At 68.5% G+C, this 17217-nt stretch carries 17 protein-coding genes and 1 pseudogene; 9 read left to right on the plus strand and 9 right to left on the minus strand.

Annotation, left to right across the window (positions count from 1 at the left end; genetic code table 11):
* Positions 1–73: 73 nt before the first annotated feature.
* Positions 74–964: a VOC family protein gene (locus tag B7R21_RS02150; protein WP_116281609.1), complete on the plus strand. Its 891-nt coding sequence runs from the start codon at positions 74–76 to the stop codon at positions 962–964.
* A gap of 47 nt (positions 965–1011) precedes the next feature.
* On the opposite strand, the gene B7R21_RS02155 is transcribed toward B7R21_RS02150, so the two are convergent.
* Positions 1012–1770, minus strand: coding sequence for an alpha/beta hydrolase (locus B7R21_RS02155; RefSeq protein ID WP_116281610.1), 759 nt, complete (start codon positions 1768–1770; stop codon positions 1012–1014).
* 149 nt (positions 1771–1919) lie between these two features.
* Positions 1920–3173, minus strand: coding sequence for a mechanosensitive ion channel family protein (locus B7R21_RS02160; protein ID WP_116281611.1), 1254 nt, complete (start codon positions 3171–3173; stop codon positions 1920–1922).
* A 129-nt stretch (positions 3174–3302) separates the two neighbouring features.
* Here B7R21_RS02160 and B7R21_RS02165 point away from each other — a divergent pair, with 129 nt between their 5' ends.
* Positions 3303–3509, plus strand: a complete 207-nt coding sequence (locus tag B7R21_RS02165; protein WP_116281612.1) for a hypothetical protein — start codon at positions 3303–3305, stop codon at positions 3507–3509.
* Positions 3510–3539: 30 nt separating this feature from the next.
* Here B7R21_RS02165 and B7R21_RS02170 read toward each other — a convergent pair whose 3' ends face one another.
* From B7R21_RS02170 to B7R21_RS02180, 3 genes are all read right to left on the minus strand, one after another.
* Entirely contained in the window at positions 3540–4760 is a 1221-nt protein-coding gene (locus B7R21_RS02170; protein ID WP_116281613.1) for an MFS transporter, read from the minus strand.
* A 153-nt stretch (positions 4761–4913) separates the two neighbouring features.
* Complete coding sequence (locus B7R21_RS02175; RefSeq protein WP_116281614.1) at positions 4914–6458, minus strand: catalase; 1545 nt, start codon at positions 6456–6458, stop codon at positions 4914–4916.
* Positions 6459–6468: 10 nt separating this feature from the next.
* A complete protein-coding gene (locus B7R21_RS02180) occupies positions 6469–6975 on the minus strand; it encodes a Fur family transcriptional regulator (RefSeq protein ID WP_253259595.1) in 507 nt (168 codons plus the stop codon).
* Positions 6976–7164: 189 nt separating this feature from the next.
* On the opposite strand from B7R21_RS02180, the pseudogene purS reads away from it, so the two are divergent.
* From purS to B7R21_RS02200, 3 genes and pseudogenes are all read left to right on the plus strand, one after another.
* Positions 7165–7404: pseudogene (purS, locus tag B7R21_RS20545) on the plus strand (phosphoribosylformylglycinamidine synthase subunit PurS); the annotation flags it as partial.
* 128 nt (positions 7405–7532) lie between these two features.
* The gene (locus tag B7R21_RS20550) at positions 7533–8396 is read left to right on the plus strand and encodes a phosphoribosylformylglycinamidine synthase subunit PurQ (protein WP_253259596.1); all 864 of its coding nucleotides are present in this window, start codon (positions 7533–7535) and stop codon (positions 8394–8396) included.
* A 162-nt stretch (positions 8397–8558) separates the two neighbouring features.
* A complete protein-coding gene (locus tag B7R21_RS02200; protein WP_116281617.1) occupies positions 8559–9503 on the plus strand; it encodes a DUF559 domain-containing protein in 945 nt (314 codons plus the stop codon).
* 146 nt (positions 9504–9649) lie between these two features.
* On the opposite strand, the gene B7R21_RS02205 is transcribed toward B7R21_RS02200, so the two are convergent.
* Complete coding sequence (locus B7R21_RS02205; protein ID WP_253259597.1) at positions 9650–10267, minus strand: hypothetical protein; 618 nt, start codon at positions 10265–10267, stop codon at positions 9650–9652.
* 225 nt (positions 10268–10492) lie between these two features.
* On the opposite strand from B7R21_RS02205, the gene purL reads away from it, so the two are divergent.
* Positions 10493–12763, plus strand: a complete 2271-nt coding sequence (gene purL / locus B7R21_RS02210) for a phosphoribosylformylglycinamidine synthase subunit PurL (protein WP_116281759.1) — start codon at positions 10493–10495, stop codon at positions 12761–12763.
* Positions 12764–12907: 144 nt separating this feature from the next.
* Here purL and B7R21_RS02215 read toward each other — a convergent pair whose 3' ends face one another.
* From B7R21_RS02215 to B7R21_RS02225, 3 genes are all read right to left on the minus strand, one after another.
* Positions 12908–13276: a chorismate mutase gene (locus B7R21_RS02215; RefSeq protein ID WP_116281618.1), complete on the minus strand. Its 369-nt coding sequence runs from the start codon at positions 13274–13276 to the stop codon at positions 12908–12910.
* A 10-nt stretch (positions 13277–13286) separates the two neighbouring features.
* On the minus strand, positions 13287–14222 hold the full coding sequence (locus B7R21_RS02220) for a DMT family transporter (protein WP_116281619.1): 936 nt from the start codon (positions 14220–14222) through the stop codon (positions 13287–13289).
* 139 nt (positions 14223–14361) lie between these two features.
* Complete coding sequence (locus B7R21_RS02225; RefSeq protein WP_116281620.1) at positions 14362–14781, minus strand: organic hydroperoxide resistance protein; 420 nt, start codon at positions 14779–14781, stop codon at positions 14362–14364.
* Between the two features lie 58 nt (positions 14782–14839).
* Here B7R21_RS02225 and B7R21_RS02230 point away from each other — a divergent pair, with 58 nt between their 5' ends.
* The 3 genes from B7R21_RS02230 to B7R21_RS02240 all read left to right on the plus strand — a co-directional run bounded on the left by B7R21_RS02230 (position 14840) and on the right by B7R21_RS02240 (position 17214).
* Positions 14840–15448, plus strand: coding sequence for a maleylpyruvate isomerase family mycothiol-dependent enzyme (locus B7R21_RS02230; protein ID WP_172592011.1), 609 nt, complete (start codon positions 14840–14842; stop codon positions 15446–15448).
* A gap of 60 nt (positions 15449–15508) precedes the next feature.
* Positions 15509–15973, plus strand: coding sequence for a GNAT family N-acetyltransferase (locus B7R21_RS02235; protein ID WP_116281622.1), 465 nt, complete (start codon positions 15509–15511; stop codon positions 15971–15973).
* Between the two features lie 65 nt (positions 15974–16038).
* Positions 16039–17214, plus strand: coding sequence for an alcohol dehydrogenase catalytic domain-containing protein (locus B7R21_RS02240; RefSeq protein ID WP_116281623.1), 1176 nt, complete (start codon positions 16039–16041; stop codon positions 17212–17214).
* The last annotated feature ends 3 nt before the right edge of the window (positions 17215–17217 follow it).

Genomic DNA, 17217 nt, shown 5'->3' on the forward strand with positions numbered 1-17217 from the left:
CCCCCTCGTTCCGCTGGCGCCAGCCCAGGGGAATGTCTGGCGCCGCAGTTTAGTTGTAGCTACAATGAATGACATGACTTCCCCGAACGGCGTCGCAGCGTCGAACACCGACATCCTCGCCGCCGCAACCGGCATGGGCCCGGTCACCCTGCGGGTGGGCGACCTCGACGCCATGATCCGCTACTACCGTGACGGCGTGACGCTCGACGTGCTGAGCACCGACGGCGACTTCGCGGTGCTCGGACGGGGAACCACCCCCGTGCTGATCCTCCAGCACGCACCCGAACTGAAGTCGCCGGAACCTCGGGCGGCGGGGCTGTACCACACGGCCATCCTGTTCGATTCGCGGGAGGCTCTCGCCGCCGCGATCTACTCGGTCGCCACGCTTTCACCCGGAAGCTTCACCGGCAGCGCCGACCACAAGGTCAGCATCGCCTTCTACTTCACCGATCCCGAGGGCAACGGGGTCGAGCTCTACTGGGATCGCGACCGCACCGAATGGAGCTGGGTGCACGGCAGCATCGAGATGGCGACGCTCTACGTCGACCCGAACGCGTTCCTCCAGCAGTACCTCACGCCCGAGACCGTGGAGAACCCACGCGTCGGCGGGGCATCCGTGGGGCACGTGCACCTCTCGGTGGGGGATGTCGCGCAGGCCGCGGAGTTCTACGTGGGGCGGCTCGGCTTCGAGTCGACCTTCGAGGTGCCGGGCAGCGCGCTGTTCGTGTCGGCGGGCAAGTACCACCACCACATGGCGATGAACACCTGGGAGAGCGCGGGCGCCGGGCGCCGACGGCTGGCCCTCGGGCTGGCGCAGGTGGACATCGTGGTGCCGACACGCGACGACCTGGGTGCGCTCGAGGAGCGGCTCGGGCACTACGGCACGGCGTTCCGGAACGATGGACTCGGCCTGGCGATCGACGACCCGTGGGGCAGCCTCGTGAGGGTGTCGGCCGCCGACTAGGGATGCCGCCGGTGCAGGGCGGCCGCCTGCGGTGAGAGTGAGCGCGGCTACGAGACCAGGTCGGCGACGCGGGCGATGGTCGCGTGCCAGATCGGGGCGGCAGGGTCGATGACGGCGAAGTGGTCGCCCGACCGTTCGAGCAGCTCCGGATGCCCGACCCGGCCGTTCGCGGCCAGAGCACGGTTCGGCAGGGCGAAGTCGTCGACGTCGTCCGTGCCCTGTACGAGCAGCCACGGTGCACGGCGCCCCTCGAACAGGCTCGGCGAAGCCGCGGCGTAACGCGCAGGCTGCTCGGTGGGCGAACCGCCGAGAGCCAGTGCTACGGCACCGTCGCTCGAGTTGCGCTCGTATGCGCCCGGCAGGTCGACGACTCCGGCGAGCGATACGGCCAGCGCGATGGGCGGGACGGTGGCGGCAGGACTCCCGGCGGCGGACGTGGCAGCCGCCCAGTCTTCGGCGAGCTGCAGCGCCAGCTGACCCCCGGCGGAATGGCCGATCACGATGAGCGGCACGTCGGGGGCGAACGACGGGATGCGAGCGAGAGCCGCGAGGGCGGCCCGCACATCGGACACCGTGGCGGCCCAGTCGTGGGCATCCGGACGCCGGTACTCGACGTTCCACACGGCCCAGCCGCGCTCCGCGAGGTCGGCGGCCATCGGATCCATCAGGTCGAGGTTCCGCCCGGAACGGTAGTAGCCCCCGTGAAGCAGCACGGCGGTGCCGATGGCACGCGAGCTGCCGTCGGGCATCCACCACTCGCCGAACTGGTCGGAGTCGTCTCCGTACGCGATACGCCCGCCACCCATGTGCTTCCCTTCGCCGCTCGAAGCCTACCCGCAGCATCCCGGTCGGGAAGCGCGCACCTGTGTCGCTTCTGCTGGTGCGCGCGCAGGTGCGGAAACGACAAACCGCGGCGCATCCGGCGTGGCCGGGGACTGGCGGGCGGGCGGGTGCGTCAGCGGAGCGGGGCGGTCCCGTCGTCGGCCCCCGAATCGGCGGCCTCAGCCGCACGGGCGGCGGCGCGCGCCTCGCGCGGCACTTCGAGCGGCCCGGTGAACTGCGAACCGCGGAGGGCCGCCGACGCGTCGCCGCTGAACAGCGCGTCGGGCAGCGTGTCGGTCGGCACGGCGCGCTTTCGCGGCACGTCCGACTCGAGCGGGGTCTCCGAGTGCTCGACCCGCGTGCGAGGCACGGACAGCGGCGAGACCTGCTGGATCCACCGCACGAGCTGCTCGCGCACATAACAGCGGAGGTCGAAGAGGGTGGGCGCATCCACCGCCGTCACCAGGATGCGGATGTGCACGAAGCCGCCCACGGCATCCGTGACCTGCAGGATGGCGACGCGGTGATCCCAGAGGTCGGTGAGTTCCACGACGCGGTGCAGTTCGTCGCGCATACCGTCCGGATCGACCCGCCAGTCGAGGTCGAAGTCGACGGAACCCATCAGCTCGGAGTTCTTGCGGGTCCAGTTCTGGAACGGTGTCGTCGTGAAATAGGTCGACGGCAGCACCATCCGCCGGTCATCCCAGAGGTGCACCACGACGTAGGTGAGCGTGATCTCCTCGATGCGGCCCCACTCGGTCTCGACGATGACCACGTCGTCGACCCGGATCGCGTCGCTGAAGGCCAGCTGCATTCCGGCGAACACGTTGGCGAGCGTCGACTGCGCGGCGAGACCGGCCACGATCGAGATGAGCCCGGCCGACGCCAGAAGTGACGCGCCGGCGGCCGAGACACCGGGGAACGTCAAGAGGATCGCCCCGAGCCCGATGAGCACCGCCGCCACAACCGTGACGCGCCGGATGATCAGCACCTGTGTGCGGAGGCGCCGGGCATGCCGATTGTCGGGCACATCGGTGCGGTACCGTGCGAGACCGAGATCCTCGAGGAAGATGGCGAGCGCGCAGAACAGCCAGGCACCGGAGGCGATGGTGGCGATCAGCGCGCTGTGGCTGAGGAACTCGCGCCACCACGGATCGACGTTGGTGGCCTGCAGCGCGATCCAGAGCGCAATCACCAGCAGGAACAGCCGGAAGGGCACCCGGGCACGCCGGATCAGGTGTTTCGCCCAGTCCTTCCGGCGACTGATGCGACGGATGACAAAGGCGGTGGCAGCCGTCACGACGACCGCGGCCACGACCGCCAGCACGACGAAGAACAGGGCCTGCAGCAAGGGCGTCGACGTAAGACCTGCGAAGAATTCAGTCATTCGCTCCAGCGTAGGCCGCGAGGCTGGATCCTGAATCTGAGCGCCCGAATCCGAACGCTTGAATCTGGTCCGACGAAGGTTTAGCGTTCGACAGGTACGACAACCTCGGATCTAACAATGGAGATAGTCATGGCGGGAATCGCAACGAAGTTCGACAAGGCCTACGAGACGCTGCCGGTCGAGGAGCTGGCTGGCGCCCCCGTCGCAGCCCTGGAGGGTGTCAGCGACAGTGATGCCGAACACCTGAAGGCAGCCTTCGGCATCAAGACGGTCAAGGATCTCGGCACCAACAAGTACTTCCTCTGGGCCCAGGCCGTGGCGAAGCTCGCCGAGTAGCGCAGGGCTCGCCGCGCGCGGGCAGACGCGTCAGGCGGGGCCGGGCATCGCACGAGTGGATGCCCGGCCCCGCTCTCGCCGAACCGCGAGCGCCCACACCACCAGGGCCAGCCCCACCAGCACGATCGCCTGGACGGCGACGAGCGTCATCCCACCCAGGCCGAACGCAATCGGCCCGAGGAGCGCACCCAGCGACCCGCCCAGGAACACCGCCACCATGAACATCGTGTTCGCCTGCGCCGGCGACTGCGGGTTCGCCTGCAGCGCCCGGTTCTGGTTCGCAGACTGAGCGGCCTGGTTGCCGAGGGTCAGCACGAACATCGAGAGGCCGAACAGGATGCCCTGGCTCGAGTCGATCACGACCGTGATCACGCCCACCAGCGCGATGCCGAGTGTCACCCCCGCCACCTTCAGGGCCCCGAACCGGTCGACGAAACGGCCGGCGAAAGGGGTGGCGGCCCCCGCCGCGAGCCCGACGAGACCGAACAGGCCGGCCTGGGCGACCGTCCACCCGTAGAGCGGGCCGGTCAGGTGCAGCACCATCACCGTCCAGAACGAGTTGAACATGGCGAACGAGAAGAAGTTCGTGAGCGCCGAGTACACCAGCGGGGGGCTCTTCGTCACCAGCCGCAGGGTCGAGGCGAGCAGTGCGCCGTAGGAGGTTCCGACGCCGCTCAACTCCACGTCGGTTCGAAGCGCCCGCCTCAGAAGCGGGATGAGGAGCAGCATCAGCCCGGCGAAGATCACGGTCACCAGGCGCCAGCCGAGGGCATCCACCAGCAGGCTCGCCACGATGCGACCGCCGAAGATTCCCACCAGCAGGGCCCCGACCAACGCTGTCGTCGTCGCGCCCGAGCGCCCCGCGGGCGCCAGCCGGTTCGCCGCCGGGATGGTCAGCTGGGCGATGTTCGCGACAACGCCCACGATCAGGAACCCGATGATGACACCGGCGATGTCGGGAAGCACGCTGGTCGCCACGAGGGCCACGGCGAGCAGCACGAGTTGGATGGTGATCTGCCGACGCGGCTGGATGCGGTCGCTGAGCGGCACCAGCAGGAAGATGCCGACGGCGTAACCCACCTGCACGGCGGTCGCGGTGAAGCTCGCCACGCCGGGTGTCACTCCGAGGTCGCGCGCGATGTTCGTGAGCATCGACTGCGGCAGGTAGATCGCACTGACCGCGACGGCTGCGACGGTCGCGAGCACGAAGAGCTGCACGCTCCAACGGCGGTGTGCGGGCAGGCTCGGCATCGGTCAGGTTCCGTTCAAGTGGATCACGCGGGTTCTGGATGCCCGGGGCCGGGGGGTCCCGGCGTTCCGGGCAGAACGAAGGGGCCGGCGCCTCGAGGCACCGACCCCTTCGTCACGTCGTACGACTGACGTTACCCCTCACGGGGCGCGCCGTCAGACCTTCAGCGCGACATCCGCCTCGGCTTCGCGGTTGATCCCCGCGGCGTTCGGCGGAGCCACATCGGGGTCGATTCCGCTGTCGGCTGCCGCGGCATCCAGGGCAGCCTCGACGCGGTCGCCGAGCGTCTGGTCGACGTTTCGCCAGTACTGCAGGGCGCGAGCCTTGATCTCCGGGATCGTGACCTGCCCCACGTGGCCGGCGATGTTGTCCACGAGGCGGTCCCGCGCAGCGTCGTCGAGCACCTCGCGCACGAGGGTTCCGGCCTGGCCGAAGTCGTCGTCCTCCGGGTGCAGGGTGGCCGCGGTCCGCTGCAGCTCACCGTCGTTCTGCCACCCGGCACTGTCGGCCGCAGCATCCGCAGACGCAGCAGGGCCGCCCATCGAGTTCGGGGCGTAGACCGGCGTCGACGGCGCATTGAAGGAGTAGCGCGCTGCGCCGTCCTTCGAGTACGAGTTGACGGGGGCCGCGTGCGGGGAATTGACCGGCAGCTGGGCGTGGTTCGTGCCGACACGGTAGCGGTGGGCATCCGCGTAGCTGAAGATGCGGGCGAGCAGCATCTTGTCGGGGCTGGCCGCGATTCCGGGAACGAAGTTCGAGGGGGCGAAGGTGGCCTGCTCGATCTCGGCGAAGTAGTTCTCCGGGTTGCGGTTCAGCGTGAGGGTTCCGACGCGGTGCAGCGGATAGTCGCTGTGCGGCCAGACCTTCGTGAGGTCGAACGGGTTGAACCGGTAGGTCGCCGCCTCGGCGTACGGCATGATCTGCACCGAGAGGGTCCAGCTCGGGAACTCCTCGCGGTCGATGGCCTCACCGAGGTCGCGGATGTGGAAGTCGGCGTCCTCACCGGCGATCTGGTTGGCATCTGCCTGGCTCAGGATCTCGATGCCCTGGTTGGTCTTGAAGTGGTACTTCACCCAGAAGCGCTCCCCCGCGGCGTTGATCCACTGGTAGGTGTGCGAACCGAAACCGTCCATGTGGCGCCAGGACTTGGGCAGCCCACGGTCACCCATCAGCCAGGTGACCTGGTGGGCGCTCTCGGGGCTCAGCGACCAGAAGTCCCACTGCATGTCGTTGTTGCGGAGGTGGCTGCCCGGCAGGCGCTTCTGCGAGTGGATGAAGTCGGGGAACTTGATGCCATCACGGATGAAGAACACCGGGGTGTTGTTGCCCACGAGGTCGTAGTTGCCCTCGGTGGTGTAGAACTTCAGCGCGAAGCCGCGGGGGTCGCGCCACGTGTCGGGGCTGCCCTGCTCGCCGGCGACGGTGGAGAAGCGGGCGAGCGCCTCGGTGGTGGTGTCGGGCTGGAAGAGCGCGGCACGGGTGTAGGCCGACACGTCGTCGGTGATCTCGAGCGTGCCGAACGCGCCGCCGCCCTTCGCGTGCACAATGCGCTCGGGGACCTTCTCGCGGTTGAACTGGGCGAGCTTCTCTACGAGGTAGTGATCGTGCAGGGGGATGACGCCGTCGGCGCCGACACTCTGCGAGTGGTCGTCGCTCGCGACGGGTGCGCCGGATTCTGTGGTGGTCACGTAGTCGGTCATGGGTGCTCCTTCAGTTTCGTGGGGAGGGGATGGTGTGGTGGATGGCGGTCTCATGGATGGCGGGGTGGTGTTCGGCGGGCTGGTGCTCGGCGGCCTGGCGCTCGGCGGCCTGGCACGCTGCGCAGAGCCCCCAGTAGGTGACCTCGGCGGTGGCGATTGCGAATCCGCCGGCGTCGGACGGCTCGAGGCACGGTGCCTGGCCGACGGCGCAGTCGATGTCCTCTACTGCGCCGCAGCCGGTGCAGATCGCGTGGTGGTGGTTGTCGCCGATGCGGCGTTCGTAGAGCGCAGGCGAACCGGCAGGCTCGATGCGGCGGAGGAGTCCAGCCTCCGTGAGCGCAGCGAGCACGACGTAGACCGACTGCACGGTGATGCCCGGCTGGCTGACCTGCACACGGCGATGGATGGCATCCGTGTCGGCGTGCGGCATGTCTTCAAGCGCCTGCAGCACGGCCACGCGCTGGGTCGTGACACGCAGGCCGGAGCGGCGGATGCTGTCAACGGGTTCGGGGGTCACGTCATCCAGTGTGGCACTTGTTGTGAGTAATTCATAAGAGGGATCGCCTGTGAGTCGGCCGCGGTGGAGGAAGATCGTTCGCGGCCGGGCACCCCGGTCATCCATCCGGCAGCGCCCTCGCCGGGCGATCGGGCCTCTGCCCGCGTAGAATGGATGGCGATCCGCCCGCCCCGTTCGTAGGAGTCCCTGGTGCCCACAATCGTCGTAGAGGTCATGCCCAAAGCCGAGCTGCTCGACCCGCAGGGCAAGGCCGTCGCCGGCGCGCTGTCCCGCCAGGGTCGTTCAGAGATCACCGGCGTGCGCGTCGGCAAACGTTTCGAGATCGAGGTCGCCGGCCCCGCCGACGATGCGATCCTCGCCGAAGTGGCCGCGCTGGCGGATGAACTGCTCGCCAACCTCGTGATCGAAGACGTGATCAGCGTGCACTTCGCCGGCGCCGACGGGTTCGGGCTCGATGCGGCGGCCGACTTCGCCTCGGGCAACGTCACGACCGATACGTCGTTCGACGAGGCGTCGACGCCTGAGGCGCAGGCCGAGATCCGCGAGGGCCTGTCCTGATGGGCGTTGCCTCGGGCGCCCCGCGCGTCGGTGTCGTCACCTTCCCCGGTTCGCTGGATGACCGCGACGCCGCCCGCGCCGTGCGCCTGGTCGGAGCGACCGCTGTGCCGCTCTGGCACGGAACGCACGACCTCGAGGGCGTCGACGCGATCATCCTGCCGGGCGGTTTCAGCTACGGCGACTATCTGCGGGCCGGCGCGATCGCGTCCCTGTCGCCCATCATGGCCGAGGTCGTGACGGCCGCGGAGGCCGGGATGCCCGTGCTCGGCATCTGCAACGGATTCCAGATGCTGACCGAGGCGCACCTGCTACCCGGCGGGCTGATCCGCAACGACCACGGGAACTTCATCTGCCGCGACCAGCGGTTGCGCGTCGAGAACACGTCGACGGCGTGGACGTCGGGGTATGCGGCCGCGGCGCGCGACCGCGCGGCCCTGGCCGGCACGGGTGATGGGCCTGGCGGGTCTGGCGCAGCTGGCGGGCCTGGCGCATCCGGCACGGCTGGCCGGTCTGGTACAGCATCGGCGACCGGCGATTTCGCGTCGTCCGCTGCATCCGGGGCGCCCGAGATCACCATTCCGCTGAAGAACGGTGAAGGCGGCTACATCGCCTCGGCCGAGACCATCGCGCGGCTGGAGGGCGAAGGCCTCGTGGCCTTCCGTTACCTCGACGTGAACCCGAACGGATCGATGAACGACATCGCGGGCGTCACGAACGCCCGCGGCAACGTGGTCGGCCTGATGCCGCACCCCGAGCACGCCGTCGAGCCCGGCTTCGGCCCCGACACCGCCCTCGCCATGCGTTCCGGCATCGATGGCCTCCCCCTCTTCGCCTCCCTCCTAGCGTCCCTCCTCCCCGCCTGACCCCCGTCCCCCTCCCCCTCCCCTCCCCCACCACCTAATCGAGTGGGCAGTTCGGGCCCTGAAAATCAGTTCTGGGGGCCGAAACTGCCCACTCGATCGAAGGGCTTTCGGGCCTGTGGATAACTCGGGACGCAGTTCGGCGGATTTTGCCATCATTGCCGGATGTCACGTCCACATCAGCTGCCCGCCGAATTCGCTCTCCGACCGTTCTCCGTGCGCGCAGCCGAAGCGAGCGGGGTCGGAAAGCGTCGGCTCGACGGCGGCGACCTGGCCGCCCCGTACCGCGGCGTGCGGATGCGATCGGCGAAGATCGAGTCGGCGGTGGAGCAGGCCGCCGCATACGCGCCCCGACTCGCAGCCGACCAGTTCTTCAGCCACACCACCGCCGCACGCCTGTGGCAGCTGCCTCTGCCGCGCAGGTTCTCGGCAGACGACACCATCCACGTCGCCACAGCGAACCGCGTCAACCGGGTGCGGGCGACGGGGGTGACCGCGCACCGGCTCTGCCCTCCGACCCATCGGGTGGTGCTACTGGGGCGAGCCAGGGCGAGCGACGCCGTGAGCACGTGGCTGCAGCTGGCGAGCATCCTGAGCATCGACGATCTCGTGGCCGTCGGTGACGCACTTGTACTCGTACCGGTCTATCCAGACACGCACGCGCCAGCTCTCCGACCGTATGCCTTGCCGGAAGAATTGCGAAGTCGCGTGGGCGCATTCCGCGGGCCCGGCAAACAGAAGCTCGTGGCAGCGCTCGAGCTCGTGCGGCTGGGGTGCGAATCACCCAAGGAGACGCTGCTGCGCCTGTTGATCATCCGGAGCGGGATGCCCGAGCCAGCCATCAACGTTCTGATCCACGGCACTCGGTCGTCGTTTGTACCGCGCGTCGATCTCGTCTATCTCACGTGGAAGGTGATCGTCGAGTACGACGGGCAGCAACATCGTGAGGATTCGGAGCTGTACGAACGGGATCAACAGCGCGCGGCTGACCTGCGCGCAGCCGGCTTCACGCTGGTCACCGTGCGAAAGGCGGGACTGACCCGCGCCGGTCGGCATCGCACGGTGACGGAGATCCGTGACGCCCTCATCGCGGCTGGCTGGAGAGCCTGAGCACCGCACCAGGATCGATGGGGCAGTTCGGGCCCTCGATTCTGCGCCTGAGGGCCCGAACTGCCCCTTCGATTGAGCGCGACGGGCGGGGCGGGGCGGGACGGGGCGGGAGAGCGGGCGGGGGGCGGAGGCGGCGGGCGCGCGGGTCAGGGGGACTCGTGCACGCAGCCGGGCGGCTCGGAGTTGCCGCTGATGGTGAAGTCCTCGCAGGTGAGGAAGCGGGATTCGTTGGCGCCGAGCGCGAACGAGGCGATCGCCACGACCGCGACGGTCGCCAGCACGAGCATCTTGCCCCTCTGCGGAACCGTCTCGCTGATCTCCGGCCAGGCGAGGCGAGCGAGCGCCCAGACCATGAACGGAACTCCGAGCAGCACCACGAGAACCCCGACTACGGCGACGATCGCGACCCCGAGGTTCTCGGACTCGTTCGGCACCGCAAGCGAGAGCACCAACCAGAGGCTGGGGAGCAGGAGTGTGAGCGAGGTCCAGCCGAGGCGGCGGCGCGCAGCGGGCACGAGCATCGCCAGCACGAAACCCGCCGAGGCTGCAGCCCAGACGGAGAGCAGGGTGTCGAAGAAGATCTCCCCCCACGCTCCGAGCGTGAACGCGGGCCACCAGACGGCGACGCTCATGCCGACGACGATCACCCCCAACTGCTGGAACGGGAGCGCCGCACGACGGGAGGGCAAGGGGGCGGCGGATGGTTCCGGCCCAGGCGCGAGCGGATCCGATCCTGCTGCCGGAAGAGCCTCGTCGTCGCCCACGCCGCCACGGTACCACCGCGGAGCGAACCGGGGTCGCGCTGCGGAGAGTCCTGGGGCGGGCAACGCACGTCCGGTCCGCCCCACCCCCGCCCGCGCCTCGCGTCGCACCGGTAGAATTGGCGCGCCTGCCCACGCCCCCCGAAGGAGCCCCTCCGCGTGTCTGACACCGCCGAAACTGCCGCCGAAACCGCTGCCCGCCCCGTTGTCGACAGCGTCGAGGTCGCCATGGCGACACCCGACAAGGAGCAGCCCTACGCGGCGCTCGGCCTGAAGCCCGACGAGTACGCGCGCATCCGCGAGATCCTCGGGCGCCGCCCGACGAGCGGCGAACTCGCCATGTATTCGGTGATGTGGAGCGAGCACTGCTCCTACAAGTCGAGCAAGATCTACCTCCGGCAGTTCGGTTCGAAGACGACCGAGAAGATGCGCAAGAACCTGATGGTCGGCATCGGCGAGAACGCGGGCGTCGTGGATGTCGGCGAGGGCTGGGCTGTCACGTTCAAGGTCGAGTCGCACAACCACCCGAGCTACATCGAGCCGTTCCAGGGCGCAGCCACCGGCGTCGGCGGCATCGTGCGAGACATCATCTCGATGGGGGCCCGCCCCGTCGCGGTCATGGACCAGCTGCGCTTCGGAGACATCGACAACCCGGACACGGCACGCGTCGTGCACGGCGTGGTCGGCGGCATCAGCTTCTACGCGAACTGCCTGGGACTTCCGAACATCGGTGGCGAGACCTACTTCGACTCCGTGTACCAGGGCAACCCTCTCGTGAACGCTCTGGCGGTCGGCGTGCTCCGCCACGAGGACATCCACCTGGCCAACGCATCGGGCGCGGGCAACAAGGTCGTGCTGTTCGGGGCTCGCACCGGCGGAGACGGGATCGGCGGGGCATCCATTCTGGCGAGTGACACGTTCGACGCCAAGGGTCCGACCAAACGCCCGGCCGTCCAGGTCGGCGACCCGTTCGCCGAGAAGGTGCTCATCGAGTGCTGCCTCGAACTGTTCCGCGAGAAGCTGGTGGAGGGCATCCAGGACCTGGGCGCTGCCGGCATCTCGTGCGCGACCAGCGAGCTGGCCAGCAACGGCGACGGCGGCATGTACATCGAACTCGACAAGGTGCTGCTGCGCGATCCGTCGCTGAACGCCGAAGAGATTCTGATGAGCGAGAGCCAGGAGCGCATGATGGCTGTCGTTCAGCCGTCGAAGCTCGACGCTTTCCTCGCGGTCGTGGCGAAATGGGATGTCGAGACCAGCGTTCTGGGCGAGGTCACCGACACCGGGCGCCTCATCATCGACTGGCGCGGGGAGCAGATCGTGAACGTCGAGCCGCGCACGGTCGCGGTCGACGGGCCGGTCTACGATCGTCCGGTCGAGTACCCCACGTGGATCGACAAGCTGCAGGCCGACAACGCGCTGTCGCTGCCCCGGGCATCCGATGCCGGCGAACTGAAGGCGCAGGTGCTCACCCTTCTCGGCAGCGCGAACCTGGCGTCGAAGAGCTGGATCACCGACCAGTACGACCGCTACGTCATGGGCAACACGGCCCTGTCGTTCCCGGATGACGGGGGCATGATCCGCGTCGACGAGGAGTCCGGGCTGGGCTTTGCCATCGCGACCGATGCGAACGGGCGCTACTGCCAGCTCGACCCGTACTTCGGTGCGCAGCTCGCACTGGCCGAGGCGTACCGCAACGTCGCTGTGACGGGCGCGGTGCCTGTCGCTGTGACCGACTGCCTGAACTTCGGCAGTCCGGAGAATCCCGAGGTCATGTGGCAGTTCTCGCAGGCCGTTGCGGGGCTCAGCGATGGATGCCTCGAGCTCGAGATCCCGGTGACCGGCGGCAACGTGTCGTTCTACAACCAGACCGGCGGGGCGCCGATCCACCCGACGCCGGTCGTCGGCGTGCTCGGCGTGATCGACGACGTCGCGCGGCGGGTGCCGAGCGGCTGGCAGGACGAAGGCAACAACATCTACCTGCTCGGCATCACCCGCGAGGAGTTGGACGGGTCGGCCTGGGCCGGCACGATCCACGACCACCTCGGCGGGCGTCCGCCGATTGTCGACCTTGCGCGCGAAGCCGCGCTGGCCGGGCTGCTGCACGCGGGTGCGATGCAGGGCCTGCTCGCCTCGGCACACGACCTCTCAGACGGCGGGCTGGCCGAAGCGCTGGCCGAGGCGGTTCTGCGGTTCGGTGTGGGTGCGCGGGTCTGGCTCGACGAGCTGATGCTGCGGGATGGCATCGACCTCACGACCGCCCTGTTCAGCGAGTCGACCGGGCGCGTGATCGTGTCGGTTCCGCGCGAGGACGACGTGAAGTTCATGGGGCTCTGCGAGGGCCGCGACTACCCGGTGCTGCGGATCGGGGTGACCGACAGCGGTTCGGACGGCGCTGCCGCGCTCGACATCCAGGGCCAGTTCGTGATCGGTCTCGACGAGCTGCACGCGACGCACCGCGGCACGCTCCCCGCGCGCTTCGGCGCCGCGGCAGTCTGACGCTCGCCTGCCCGGTGCGCTCCCTCCCCCCTGCCGGTAATCGAGTGGGCAGTTCCGGCCCCCAGCGCTGACATTTGGGGCCGAAACTGCCCACTCGATTAATGTGAAGCGGGACGGCCGCGGGGCCGGGGGCGGGCGAGCGGGTCAGGCCGCGGGCGGGCGGGGGGACGCGGGAGCCGCGGCGGCGCCCGCGATCTTCTCGTGATGATGGATGACCTCGGCGACGATGAAGCCGAGGAACTTCTCGGCGAACTCGGGGTCGAGGTGCGCCTCTGAGGCGAGGCCGCGCAGGCGCCTGATCTGCCGCGCCTCACGGTCGAGGTCGGCGGCCGGCAGCCCGTGCCGGGCTTTGAGCCGGCCGACCTGCTGGGTGAACTTGAACCGCTCGGCGAGCAGGTGGATCAGTGCCGCATCGACATTGTCGATGCTCTCCCGGATGCTCTCGAGCTGTCTCAGCGCCCACGCCGTCTCTTCGGAGTCCGGCGTCGTGGCTGAGGCTTCGTTCGCATCCATACCTGAAACTTTATGGGGTCGCGGCTGGATCGGCGCCCACCGGCTGGGCGGGGTGCACGGACTCGACACGCGTGCGCAGCAGTCGCAGCCGCCGCTGGGTGAGCAGGATGCCCAGCAGAACGAGGGCTGCACCCACCGGCGCGTTCCAGCCGAACCGGTCGCCCAGCACGAGGACGCCGAGCAGTACCCCGATCACAGGCGTGATGTAGGTGACCGTCGATGTGGAGGTGGGGCCCCACGAGCGCAGCACAGTGATGTTCCAGACGTACACGATGCCCGTTCCCAGCGCGCCGAGGGCGACGAGCGAGGCGACGACGGGCACATCCAGAGCCACAGGCGCGAGTGCGAGAACGGGAGTCAGCACCAGCATCACTGCCGCACCCATGCCGATCTGCAGAAAGGCGAACGGCACGCCCTGGATCGATGACCGCGAGCTGAGGAAACGCCGGGTGTACCCGAACGTGAACCCGTAGCAGAGCGATGCAAGCAGGCAGGCGAACTGGCCCAGCAGGTCACCGGTGAGGGCCGCATAGGCCCACGGACCGATGATGACGACCGTACCGAGGATGCCGAGGGCGATTCCGAGCACCTGATTGCGGTTCAGCCGCTCCACCCGAAAGGCGAGCGTCGCCATCAACGCTGTCATGATCGGGGTCGTGGCGTTGTAGATGCTGGCGAGGCTCGACGAGACGTACTGCTCGGCCCAGGCGAAACACAGGAACGGCACGACGCAACCCACTGCACCGAGGACGAGGAAGTGCAGGTAGACGATCGGTTCGCGCGGCAGTGGATAGCGCCCGATCAGCACGATGAGCCCGAGCGTCAGGGCACCGAGCACGAGACGCGCCCAGGCCACCTGACCGAACGAGACCCCGGTGAGCGCCACTTTCATGAACAGAAAGCTCGAGCCCCAGACAAGCCCCATCGCAATGAACAGCAGCAGCATGCGCGGCGAGCCAGCGGCTGCGGGAGGCGGGGTTGTGGTCACCCGGAGACACTATCGCCAACCGGCGACGGTATCCCCGGGCATCCGGAACCTGTGGAGAATCGGCACGAATGTGCCGCATGTTGACGAGAAGGGCGCGCTAGGAGACGACCGCGATCGTGACCTCGACGTTGCCGCGGGTCGCATTCGAGTAGGGGCACACCGTGTGGGCCGCGTCGGCTGCCTTCTGGGCGTCTTCGGCTGTGGCGTTCGGGATGTACACGTCGAGCTCGACGGCCAGGGCGAAGCCGCCTTCGCCGTTGCTGCCGATACTGACGCTGGCCGAGACCTCCGCGCCCTTCGTGTCGACGCCGAGGTTCTTGCCGACCACGTGCAGCGCACTCAGGAAGCACGCCGAGTAACCGGCAGCGAAGAGCTGTTCGGGGTTCGTTCCCTCGCCCGTGCCGCCCATCTCCTTGGGCGGGCGCGTGTCGAGGTCGAGTCGGTCGTCTTCGCTTCGGACGTGACCGTCGCGGCCACCACCGGACGCGTGGGCAATTGCAGTGTAGAGAGCTTCCATGCCTCCAGTCCATCACAGATTTGCAGGTGCAGGCCGCGCCTTGTGCCACGATGGTGCCATGGGCAACGTAGCCAACTTCCACCAGGCGGCAGACGCCTTCGTCGCACTGGTCGGCCGGATCACCGACGACCAGTGGGATCTGCCGGGCCTCGGCGAATGGTCGGTGCGCTCGCTGGCGGGTCACACCACCCGGGCGATCCTCACAGTCGAGACGTATCTCGGCCACGATGATGCCGAACGGATCGGGTTGCCCACCGCAGAGGACTACTACGCGTTGATCTATCGCGACTTCTCCGATCCCGAGGCCGTGGCCGCGCGCGGCGTCGAGGCCGGGCGCTGGCTGGGCGAGCATCCGGTGCAGCAGATCCGGGATGCGCTGGCGAGGGCGAGCGCGGCGATCGACGCTGCCCCCTCTGGCCGGGTCGTCTCCGTGGGCGGCCACGGCATCGAGCTCACCCAGTACCTCCGCACCCGGAGCTTCGAGCTCGTGGTGCACTCGATGGACATCGGCCGCGCCATCGGCCAGCCGCACGGGCAGCCTGTCGGCTGCGTGACGGATGCCACCTCCCTCGCCGCGCGCATCGGAGCCCGGGCGGGCCAGGGTGAGGACATCCTGCTCGCCCTCACCGGCCGCCAGAGCCTCCCGGGCGGTTTCACCGTCGTCTGAGCCAAGCGACCGCCTGAGATACTCGACAGTTGTTCATGTTCGAAAGGGTAGGGTCGGCAGATGACAGTCACCCTCCGCCCCCTGGCTGATTCGCGGTTCGATGGGTGGCTCGCCACCGAAAGCTCCCTCTATGAGGCGGAGCGGCGTGCGAACGGCGAATCCGCTGAGCTGGCCGCTCAGAAGTCGGACGAGTCCAACCGCAGGAACTTTCCCGACGGCAGGCCTCTGCCCACGCACCGCCTGCTCGAAGTGCTGGCCGAGGGGGTGCCTGTCGGCACGATCTGGATCGGGCCGCTCGACGAGAGCCGCCCCGCGGAATGGTGGGTGTACAGCATCGACATCGACGAGGTCTCGCGCGGGCACGGCTACGGTCGCGCGGCGATGTCGCTCGCCGAACTGGTCGCACGTGACAACGGCGCCACGAAGATCGGGCTGAACGTTTTCGGCGACAACGCCCGCGCGCAGAACCTCTACCGCTCCCTCGAGTACAGGGTGACGGCGATCCAGATGTCGAAGGAGCTATGAGCAGAGCAGGCTTCCGGAGCCGTCAAGCCCTGTTCCCGTTCTCATCCGGCGCGTAGACCGGAACCATGAGAGCACTCACCTTCCAAGGCACCCAGAACGTCACCGTCGAGACGGTCCCCGACCCCACCATCGAACAGCCGACCGATGTGATCGTCAAGATCACCTCCACCGCCATCTGCGGCTCCGACCTTCACCTCTACGACGTGATGGGCGCCTTCATCAACAAGGGCGACATCCTCGGCCACGAACCGATGGGCGTGGTCGTTGAGGTCGGCAGCGCCGTCACGAAGCTCGCCGTGGGCGATCGGGTGGTCATCCCGTTCGTGATCGCCTGCGGTCACTGCTACATGTGCAGCCGCGGCCTCACCAGCCAGTGCGAGACCACCCAGAACCGGCAGTCGGGCAGCGGGGCCTCGCTCTACGGCTACACCGAGCTCTACGGCGACGTGCCCGGGGGCCAGGCCGAATACCTGCGCGTCCAGCTGGCCGACTTCAACGCGACGAAGGTCGGCAGCGACCTGCCCGATGAGCGCTACCTGTTCCTCAGCGACATCCTGCCGACCGCCTGGCAGGGCGTGAAGTACGCGAACGTTCCCGACGGCGGCACGCTGGGAGTGCTCGGCCTCGGCCCGGTCGGCCAGTTCGCGAGCCGCATCGGCAAGCACTTCGGCTACCGTGTGCTCGCGATCGATCCCGTGCCCGAGCGCCGGGCGATGGCCGAACGGCACGGCGTCGAGACTCTCGACCTCACGGATGATGCGCTCGACCGCCTGCGCGACCTCACAGACGGTCGCGGGCCCGACTCGATCGTGGACGCGGTCGGCATGGAGGCGCACGGAAACCCCGGCGCCGAGTTCGCTCAGAAGGCTGCGGGACTGCTGCCGGATGCGATCGCGAAGAAGGTCATCACGAAGGCCGGAGTCGACCGCCTGGCGGCTCTCCATCTCGCACTCGACGCCGTCCGCCGCGGCGGAACCGTCTCTCTCAGCGGTGTCTATGCCGGCGTCGCCGACCCGATGCCGTTGAAGGACATGTTCGACAAGGGCATGACGCTCCGCATGGGCCAGTGCAACGTGCAGAACTGGCGCGACGAACTCATGCCCCTCGTCGAGGATCCGGCCGACCCGCTCGGCACCGAAGACCTCACGACGCACGCGGTGCCACTCGAGAAGGCACCCGAGATGTACGAGCTGTTCAAGAACAAGGAGGACGGCTGCATCAAGGTGGTGCTGAAGCCGTAGGCC

It is taken from the genome of Subtercola boreus (genome assembly GCF_003399625.1).
GTDB classification, from domain to species: domain Bacteria; phylum Actinomycetota; class Actinomycetes; order Actinomycetales; family Microbacteriaceae; genus Subtercola; species Subtercola boreus_C.